Here is an 8,920-nt window from a genome sequence, read left to right on the forward strand (position 1 = left end):
CGGCGTCCTTGAGGCGCTTGGCGTCGGCCGGCGGCAGGGCGGGCAGGAGGCCGGTGCAGTGCCTGACCCCCGGCGCCCCCCGCGTGGGGGGGGGCGGCGGCAAGTATCGACCGCTAGCCGCCATTGTGGAACCGGTTTACGGCTCGAACGCCGCCAAGATCGGGCATGGCCCCTTGTCGCTCGCCGCACATTGGTCCGCCAGTCGCGCCAACGCCGCGCGCGTTTGCGTCATCTGCGCGATCTTGGCGTCCAAGGCGTCGATGCGCTGCCACGCCAGCCCACGTACGCGCACCCGGTCGTCGCATTCTTCCAGCGCGAGCAGCTCGGCGATTTCTTCGAGGGTGAAGCCCGACGCCTGCGCCGACCGGATAAATTTGAGTCGCCACAGATCATTCTCGTCATAGCGGCGCACACCGCCGCCCCAGCCGTCGCCGCCGCGGCGCACGGGCGTCCCCATCAGGCCGCGGCGTTGATAATAGCGGACCGTTTCGACGCCGACGTCGCCTGCTGCGGCCAATTTGCCAATGGTCAATTGCATCGCTTGACTCCGTACTATGGTACGGAGCCTATATGGGTTGCATGACAAGCCAAGCAACCCTTCATCGCATGGTCATGCCGGGACACACCTGCCCCTATGGCCTCAAGGCAAAACATCTCCTGAAACGGCGCGGCTTTGCGGTCGACGACCGCTGGCTGACGACGCGCGGCGAGGTTGATGCGTTCAAGGCAGAACATGGCGTCCAGACGACGCCGCAAACCTTTATCGATGGCGTCCGGACCGGCGGCTATGACGATCTGCGCCGCCATTTCGGCCTGACGGTCGCCGATCCCGATTCGGTCAGCTATCGCCCCGTTATCGCCCTGTTCGCGATGACGGCGCTGATGGCTCTGGCGGCGAGTTTTGCGGCCTTCGGCACCGCGGTTACGACGCAGGCGGGCGAATGGTTCATCTCGTTCAGCATGGTCGTGCTGGCGCTGCTCAAGTTGCAGGACATCGACAAATTTTCGACGATGTTCCTGAATTACGACCTGCTGGCGCGCCGCTGGGTGCCTTATGCTACGATCTATCCCTTCGCCGAGGGGTTGGCGGGGGTGTTGATGTCCGCGCACGCGCTGCCGTGGCTGTCGATCCCGATCGCGCTGTTCATCGGCGGCATCGGCGCGGTTTCGGTGTTCAAAGCGGTCTATATCGATAAGCGCGAGCTGAAATGCGCGTGCGTCGGGGGCAGCAGCCGGGTGCCGCTGGGCTTTGTTTCCCTGACCGAAAATCTGGCGATGGTCGGCATGGCATTTTGGATGCTATGGATGCTGGCGTGACGATGATCCGCCATCTTTTGCTCTCGCTGTTCCTGATCGGCCTGTCGTTGTCGTCAGTGACCACGCTCGTGCAGGCCGAGTCCAGGGTGACCGACTGCCATGGCGCGATGCAGGTCGATACGTCGCACCACCAACCCGATGCCGACGACGGCAAAGCCGCGGCGCATGTCTGCATCGGTTGCGTCGCCAGCACCCCGGCGGTCGCAGCGGCGACACGCGTGCGGCTGGCCGCACTCTTGCCACCGATCCGACCAATGGCGACACTGACCGGCGCCAATGCGCCCCCCAGCATCCCCCCGCCCCGACCCTGACAGCCGCCAAACCAAACCCCGATTTTCCGATCCTGTCAGGACGATATTATGTCGAAAACGCCTTTGCTGGCGGGCGCTGCCGCGCTCGCCCTAATCCCGCTGTCCGCCGCTGCGCAAGACCATAGCGAGCATGATCTCCACGCTAGCCATGTGGCGCCCGCCGCCGAACCCAAAGCCGCCGATCCGGTCGATCATGGCACGATGGACCATGGCACGATGGACCATGGCACGATGGCCCATGGCGCGATAGACCATGGCAGCACGACCATCCCCGCCGAAGGATCGGGCACCGCGCGTCTGCCCGCCAACGAGGGCGGCCACACCGGCCTGCACATCGACGCGGGCGACGACTGGATGGTGATGATCCACGGTTTTGCCTGGGGCGTCTATACCGATCAGTCGGGGCCGCGCGGCGACAACAAGGCCTATATCCAGTCGATGCTGATGCTGGCGGGCGAAAAGCAGACCGAATGGGGCCGGATCCAGCTGAAGACGATGATGAGCCTGGAGCCGTTGATGTCGAATTTCGGCTATCCCAATCTGTTTGCGACCGGCGAGACGGCGGGCGGCGAACCTTTAATCGATCGCCAGCATCCGCACGACCTGTTCATGGAGCTGGCGGCGCGAATCGACGTCAATGTCGGCGATGATGCGCGGCTGTTCGTCTATGGCGGCCCGGTCGGCGAGCCCGCGATCGGCCCCAGCGCCTTCATGCACCGCGGCAGCGCGCGCTATAATCCCGAGGCGCCGATCACCCATCACTGGTTCGATTCGACGCACATCACCTATGGTGTGGCAACGCTGGGCTATGCGACGCGCGCTATCCAGCTCGAGGGATCGCTCTTCACCGGCCGCGAGCCCGACGAGAAACGCTGGAACATTGAAGGCCCGCGTTTCGACAGCTGGTCGCTGCGCGGCACCTGGACCCCTTCCCCTGTCTGGGCGTTGCAGGTCAGCCATGCGCGGCTGAAAGAACCCGAGGCGCAGCATCCGGGCGAGAATGAGCATCGCACCACGGCGAGCGTCAGCTATGCCAACGGTCGCGGCCTGTCGGCGACCGCGGCGTACAGCGCGAAGAACCGCGATCCCGGCGCCACGCTGAGCGCATGGCTGGCCGAGGTAAACTGGGATCTCGACGATCATCACACATTGTTCGGGCGGGTAGAAAATGTGAAGAATGACGAGTTGTTCAGCGACCATGACGACCCGCTGCACGATGTGCCGTTCCGCGTGACCAAGTTTCAGGCGGGCTATGCCTATCGCCTGCCAATCACAGGGCCGCTGAATCTGGCGCTCGGCGGCAGTATCGCGGCGTTCGACAAGCCGCGCGCGCTCGATGTCGCCTATGGCAAGAACCCGATCGGCGCGACGGTCTTCGCCCGATTGAGCATCGGTCATTGATGTAACTTATGGCTGGGCTATCGAAGGTGAGCGATTCGCGCCAACGGAGCCCAGCCATGTACAACCGCCGCCACTTCCTTACCGGGGCGACCCTTGCCGGCCTCGCCGCACCGGCAATCGTCCGCGCGCAGGGCATCTTGCGCGACTTTCCGTTCAAGCTGGGCGTTGCGGCGGGCGATCCCGCCAGCGACGGTTTCGTCATCTGGACCCGGCTGGCGCCCGAACCGATGGAGCGCCACGGCGGGATGCCGCTGACCAACGTGCCGGTCGAGTGGGAGGTCGCGAGCGACACAGGGTTTCGCGACGTTGTCGCCAAGGGGACCGAACTGGCGCGGCCCGAACTGGCGCACAGCGTCCATGTCGAAGTGGCAGGGCTGCTACCCGATCGTCCCTATTATTACCGCTTTACCGCCGCGGGCGAGCGCAGCCTGCGCGGCCGCGCGCGCACCCTGCCCGCCCCCGACGCCAGGGTGGCCGCGCTGAAATTCGGGGTCGCCGGGTGCCAGCATTTCGAGTCCGGGTTCTACGGCGCCTATCGCCACATGGCGCGCGAAGACCTGGCGTTTGTCTATCATTATGGCGACTTCATTTACGAATATCAGCAGAACTACCTCTACGACAACGGCCTGCCGATCCGCCCGGTTCGGCGGTACGAACAGCGCGCGCTGATCGACGTCACCGATTTCCGCGCCGCCTACGCGCAAACGCTGCTCGACATCGACCAGCAGGCGGTCCGTTCGGTCCACGCGCATCTATCAAGTTTCGACGATCACGAGATCATCAACAATTGGGTGTCGGATACTGCCAACTGGAAGATGGACCTGCCGGACAATGATCCCGATGCCGCGCCGGCCGACGTCTTCATGCTCAAGAAACAGGCGGCGCTGCAGGCGTGGTACGAACATATGCCGGTGCGCAAGGCGTTGCTGCCGCGCGGCGGCATGATCGCGATGAACCGCGAGTTCCGCTATGGCGACCTGATGGCGATGCAGTTGCTCGACACACGTCAATATCGCACCGACCAGCCATGCGGCGACGGGTTCAAGCCCGCCTGCTCCGACGTGTTTGCGAAAGACCGGCAAGTGCTGGGCAGGGCGCAGGAAGAATGGCTGGGCCGCAACCTGGCGCGCGGCGGGGCGATGTGGAACACGCTGGCGCAGCAGGTGACGATGATGTCGCTCGACCGCCGCCGTCGCCCCGACGAAACGCAAAAGATCCTGAACATCGACAGCTGGGCGGGCTATGAAGAGCCACGCCAGCGCATATTGTCGCGCTTTGCAAGACTGAAAAACTGCATCGTGCTGACCGGTGACGAGCATCAGAACTTCTGCGGCGACCTGGTCCAGCGCGACAAGGTGGTCGGCGCCGAATTCGTCGCGACATCGATCAGCAGCGGCGGCGACGGCAGCGACAAGCGGAGCGGCACCGACGAGTGGCTGGCGCGCAACCCTGAGCTGAAATTCGCCAATGACCAGCGCGGCTATCTGGTGTGCGAGGTCGGCCGCGAGGCGTGGCAGACGCATTTCATGGTCGTCGACAAGGTGACGACGCCGGTGAACAACCTGTCGAAGCGCGCGACCGCGGTAGTCGAGAACGGGGTTGCCGGGATCAAGATGGCTTAGCTCGCAGCGGCCTTGAGCCGCGCGACAACATCCTCATCGCGGATGCGGCGCCAGTTTGCTTCAACAAAGCTGTGGATGCCGAACAAGAACAGGCCGGCCGCGACGAGCAGATACAGCTCGGCATGTTCGGTCAGCGCCGACAGCGCATCGCCGAGCCCTTTGACCTCGCCTGCAGAGTTGAACCAGCCGGCGCGGATCAGCGATACGCCGATGACCGCGAACACCACCGCGCGCGCGGCGAGACCGGCGCGGCCGACGGGGACAACCCATGCGGGCGCATCGGCGGCGACGCCCTGCATGAACTCGGTGGTCCAAGCCTTCATCGCCTGATGCGCTGCGGCGGCAAGAAAACATAGTCCGATGGCGCCGAGCAGCGTGCCGCCCAGCGGCATGTCGAGCAGCATCCCCGCCGCCGCCTGTTCTTGGTCGCCATCGCCGCCCGCAGCATGGCCAGATGCGAGCCGGACTGCAGCCCATGCCAGGATGAAATGCGCAATGCCGCTCGCCGCATAGCCGATGCGGATCGCAATGCCCTTGGCATCGTCGCCCTTGCCTTCGCTATCGAGCGCCGCGCCATAGAGGCGATAGGCGCCATAAAGCGCGAGACCGGTCGCCAGCAGCACGAGCAGATAGGTGCCGCCCGACATGTCCTTCACCGCGCGGAACACGCCTTGCGGGCTGGCGTCCGACGCGTTGGCGCTGGTCAGCGCAAAAAAGGCAAGCAGGCAATAAACGACACCCCGCGCGCACCAACCAGCACGGGCAAAGGTTTCGAGGCGGCGCAGTCGGTTCATCGGGGTCGCTCCTGTCGGGATGTCGTCAGGCAACGTCCCGGCGCGAGCGCGGTTCCGTGTTGGACTATTTCCGGCCGAACAGTCGCTCGACGTCGTCCATAGCCAGTTTGACCCACGTCGGGCGGCCATGGTTGCATTGTCCGCTGTGCGGCGTGACTTCCATCTTCCGAAGCAGCGCGTTCATTTCGGCGACGCTGAGGGTGCGGCCGGCGCGGACCGAGCCGTGGCAGGCCATGGTGGCGGCGACGAGTTCGAGCTTTTCATGAAGCCCGAGCGCGGCGTCATAGCCCGCCAGATCGTCGGCGATGTCGGTGACGAGTTTGCGGCAGTCGATCGCGCCGAGCATAGCCGGGACCGCGCGGACCACCACCGCGGCGGGACCGAAGCGTTCGAGCTCGACCCCGAGCGTCGCTAGCTGCGCTGCCGCGGCTTCGAGTCGGTCGCAGGCGGTTTCGTCGAGTTCGACGACTTCGGGGAGCAGCAGGCCTTGCGACGGTACCGCCTGCCCGCTCATGCCGCGGCGGAGTTGCTCGAGCACGAGGCGTTCATGCGCGGCGTGCTGGTCGACGATGACGAGGCCGTCCTCGGCCTCGGCGACGATATAGGTGCGCGCGATCTGGCCGCGCGCGATACCCAGCGGGTGGGCATCTCCCTGCGGCACGGGTGCGGTCGCAGGTTCGGCGCGGCCCATTGGCAGCAGATCATGGGGCAGCCCATCGCGCGGCGGTGCAAAATCGATCACGCGATCGCGGAGCAGTGCTTGGGTGGCGAAATCGCCATCGGCGCCGAACAGATGCGTAGCGGGGGCGTGCGGATAGGGCAGATGCGCGGCGAACAGCGTCGGCGCGGGAGGCGCGACGGGTTCCTGCTGCCACGCCGCAAGCGCGGCCTCGGCGGGGCGCTGGACGCTGCGAAAGCCATGCTCGTCGAGCGCGCGGCGCAGGCCGCCGACGATCATCCCGCGGATCAGCTGCGGGTCGCGAAAGCGCACCTCGGTTTTGGCCGGATGGACGTTGACATCGACCTCGCCGCCCGGGACGTCGAGGAACAAAGCGACGACGGGGTGACGATCGCGCGCCAGCAGGTCAGCATAGGCTCCGCGCAACGCCCCGACGAGCAGCCGGTCCTTCACCGGACGGCCGTTAACGAACAGATATTGATGGTCGGCGATGCCGCGATTGTAGGTTGGCAGGCTGATCACCCCGCCGATATGGACGTCACCGCGATCGAGATCGACGCCGATGCTGTTTGCGGCGAGATCGCGCTGGGTCAGCGCCGCGACGCGGCTCAATTGATCCTGCCCGCCCTGCACATCGAGCGCACGGCGACCGTCATGTTGGAGCGTAAAGCCGACATCGGGGCGCGCCATCGCCAGCCGCTTCACGACGTCGAGGCACGCGGCATATTCGCTGCGCGCGCTGCGCAGGAATTTGCGGCGGGCCGGAACGCAAGCGAACAGATCTTCGACGACGACGCGGGTACCGTTCGCAAGCGCCGCCGGTCCTTCCGCGACCACCACACCATTGTCGACGACCCGACGCCAGCCATCGCCGCCCGCGCCCCGGCTTTCGAGCGTCAGCCGCGCGACGCTGGCGATCGAAGGCAGCGCTTCGCCGCGAAAACCCAGCGTGGTGACATCTTCGATTGCGTCGTCGGGCAACTTCGACGTGGCATGGCGTTCGAGCGCCAGTGCCATGTCGGCGGGGGTCATCCCGCAGCCGTCATCCTCGACCTCCAGCCGTGAAATTCCACCTTCAGCGATTCGCACCGAAATGCGCGTGGCACCGGCGTCGATGGCGTTTTCGACCAGTTCTTTGAGCGCTGCGGCGGGTCTTTCGACCACTTCACCGGCTGCGATCCGATTTACGAGCGTTTCAGGCAGGCGACGTATTGACATGGGGGCTGTCCTAGCGCAGTCGAGCGCAAATCGCGACCCACCCGCACAGCCTTATCATATTGTCCAGCCAGCCCCCATCGGCCGAGCCGGAATCTCTCCCTGATTGGTCCTGTCGCCGGCCGGGCGCGCAGGTGTAACGACGCGGCGGCGTGGTCCTTCCCCAGGGCCAGCGCCGATGACAGGGAAGCAGTATCGATGTCATTCTTTTCTCGCTGGTTCAAATTCAACTCCCAGGACATGGCGATCGACCTCGGCACCGCCAACACGGTGGTCTATGTGCGCGGCAAGGGGATCGTGCTGAACGAGCCTTCGGTCGTTGCGGTCGAGACGATCAACGGGATCAAGCGGGTCAAGGCGGTCGGCGACGACGCGAAGCTGATGATGGGCAAGACCCCCGACAGCATCGAGGCGATCCGCCCGCTGCGTGACGGCGTCATCGCCGACATCGACGTCGCCGAACAGATGATCAAGCACTTCATCACCAAGGTCCACGGTGGCAAGCCCAACGCGTTCCGCAGCCCTGAAATCGTGATCTGCGTTCCGTCGGGTTCGACCAGCGTCGAGCGCCGCGCAATCCGCGACGCCGCGTCGAACGCGGGCGCCAGCGAAGTGTGGCTGATTGAAGAACCGATGGCCGCCGCGATCGGCGCCGACATGCCGGTCACCGAACCGATCGGGTCGATGGTCGTCGATATCGGTGGCGGCACCACCGAAGTCGCGGTGCTGTCGCTCCGCGGTCTCGCCTACACCACCTCGGTCCGCGCCGGCGGTGACAAGATGGACGAAGCGATCGTCTCCTATGTCCGCCGCCACCATAATCTGCTGATCGGCGAAGCGACGGCTGAGCGGATCAAGAAGGATTTCGGCATCGCGCGCATCCCCGCCGACGGCGTCGGACTGACGATCCATATCAAGGGCCGCGACCTCGTCAACGGCGTGCCCAAGGAAATCTCGATCAACCAGGCGCAGATCGCCGAAGCGCTGTCCGAACCGATCGGTACGATCGTCGAAGGCGTCCGCATAGCGCTGGAAAACACCGCCCCCGAACTGGCTGCCGACATCGTCGATCAGGGCATCGTCCTTACCGGCGGCGGCGCGCTGATCGCCGAGCTCGACGAACTTCTCAAGGAAGCAACGGGCCTGCCGGTGACGGTCGCCGACGATCCGCTGACCTGCGTCGCGATCGGCACCGGCCGCGCGATGGAAGACCCCGCCTTCCGCGGCGTACTCCAGCAAGCTTGAGCGAGCGTATCTGAACTATGGTCCGCCCGGTACATCGACGTCCGGGGCAATCCCGAAAGGCCCAATACAGCCTGTTTGCGGCCTATGTCATCGCAGTGACAGGGGCGGTTGCGGGGCTGTTGCTGGCGATCCTGTCGGTGGTTGACCCCGTCGGATTTGCGCAACTGCGTCTGGCAAGTCAGGAAATCACCGCGCCGATCGCGCGCGTGTCGCGGTCGGTGATCGGCTCGATCTCGGGCATCGACGATAGTGTCGGGGCCTATGTCCGCGCCGGGTGGCCGGACCCGCGGGGGGGGTCCGCACTGGGCGGCCCGCGCCGCGGGGTGGTGGGCCCCC

Annotated in this window: 8 protein-coding genes and 1 pseudogene; 6 read left to right on the plus strand and 3 right to left on the minus strand. The window is 65.4% G+C overall.

All coding sequences use genetic code 11. The annotated features are described in order from the left end of the window. Window positions 1-136 precede the first annotated feature (136 nt). Window positions 137-538, minus strand: coding sequence for a MerR family DNA-binding protein (locus tag K0M74_RS04115; RefSeq protein ID WP_293968372.1), 402 nt, complete (start codon window positions 536-538; stop codon window positions 137-139). Between the two features lie 32 nt (window positions 539-570). Here K0M74_RS04115 and K0M74_RS04120 point away from each other — a divergent pair, with 32 nt between their 5' ends. The 4 genes from K0M74_RS04120 to K0M74_RS04135 are packed head-to-tail and all read left to right on the plus strand — an operon-like array spanning window position 571 to window position 4,651. Next, the gene (locus K0M74_RS04120; protein WP_293968375.1) at window positions 571-1,317 is read left to right on the plus strand and encodes a glutaredoxin; all 747 of its coding nucleotides are present in this window, start codon (window positions 571-573) and stop codon (window positions 1,315-1,317) included. Further along, window positions 1,314-1,628, plus strand: coding sequence for a hypothetical protein (locus tag K0M74_RS04125; protein ID WP_293968378.1), 315 nt, complete (start codon window positions 1,314-1,316; stop codon window positions 1,626-1,628). The genes K0M74_RS04120 and K0M74_RS04125 overlap by 4 nt, the downstream gene beginning before the upstream one ends. Window positions 1,629-1,676: 48 nt before the next feature. Then, window positions 1,677-3,029: a hypothetical protein gene (locus tag K0M74_RS04130; protein ID WP_293968380.1), complete on the plus strand. Its 1,353-nt coding sequence runs from the start codon at window positions 1,677-1,679 to the stop codon at window positions 3,027-3,029. A 56-nt stretch (window positions 3,030-3,085) separates the two neighbouring features. After that, the gene (locus tag K0M74_RS04135) at window positions 3,086-4,651 is read left to right on the plus strand and encodes an alkaline phosphatase D family protein (RefSeq protein WP_293968382.1); all 1,566 of its coding nucleotides are present in this window, start codon (window positions 3,086-3,088) and stop codon (window positions 4,649-4,651) included. Here the strand turns inward: K0M74_RS04135 and K0M74_RS04140 are convergent. Both K0M74_RS04140 and mutL read right to left on the minus strand, forming a co-directional pair. Then, window positions 4,648-5,445, minus strand: a complete 798-nt coding sequence (locus tag K0M74_RS04140) for a DUF1206 domain-containing protein (protein WP_293968384.1) — start codon at window positions 5,443-5,445, stop codon at window positions 4,648-4,650. The two genes, K0M74_RS04135 and K0M74_RS04140, sit on opposite strands and share 4 nt — an antisense overlap. A 64-nt stretch (window positions 5,446-5,509) precedes the next feature. After that, a complete protein-coding gene (gene mutL / locus K0M74_RS04145; protein ID WP_293968386.1) occupies window positions 5,510-7,342 on the minus strand; it encodes a DNA mismatch repair endonuclease MutL in 1,833 nt (610 codons plus the stop codon). Window positions 7,343-7,537: 195 nt separating this feature from the next. On the opposite strand from mutL, the gene K0M74_RS04150 reads away from it, so the two are divergent. Both K0M74_RS04150 and K0M74_RS04155 read left to right on the plus strand, forming a co-directional pair. Continuing rightward, window positions 7,538-8,584, plus strand: a complete 1,047-nt coding sequence (locus tag K0M74_RS04150) for a rod shape-determining protein (RefSeq protein WP_088441978.1) — start codon at window positions 7,538-7,540, stop codon at window positions 8,582-8,584. 95 nt (window positions 8,585-8,679) lie between these two features. Continuing rightward, window positions 8,680-8,920 (plus strand): annotated as a pseudogene (locus K0M74_RS04155) (rod shape-determining protein MreC); the annotation flags it as partial.

The organism is Sphingopyxis sp. (genome assembly GCF_019459305.1).
Lineage (GTDB): Bacteria > Pseudomonadota > Alphaproteobacteria > Sphingomonadales > Sphingomonadaceae > Sphingopyxis.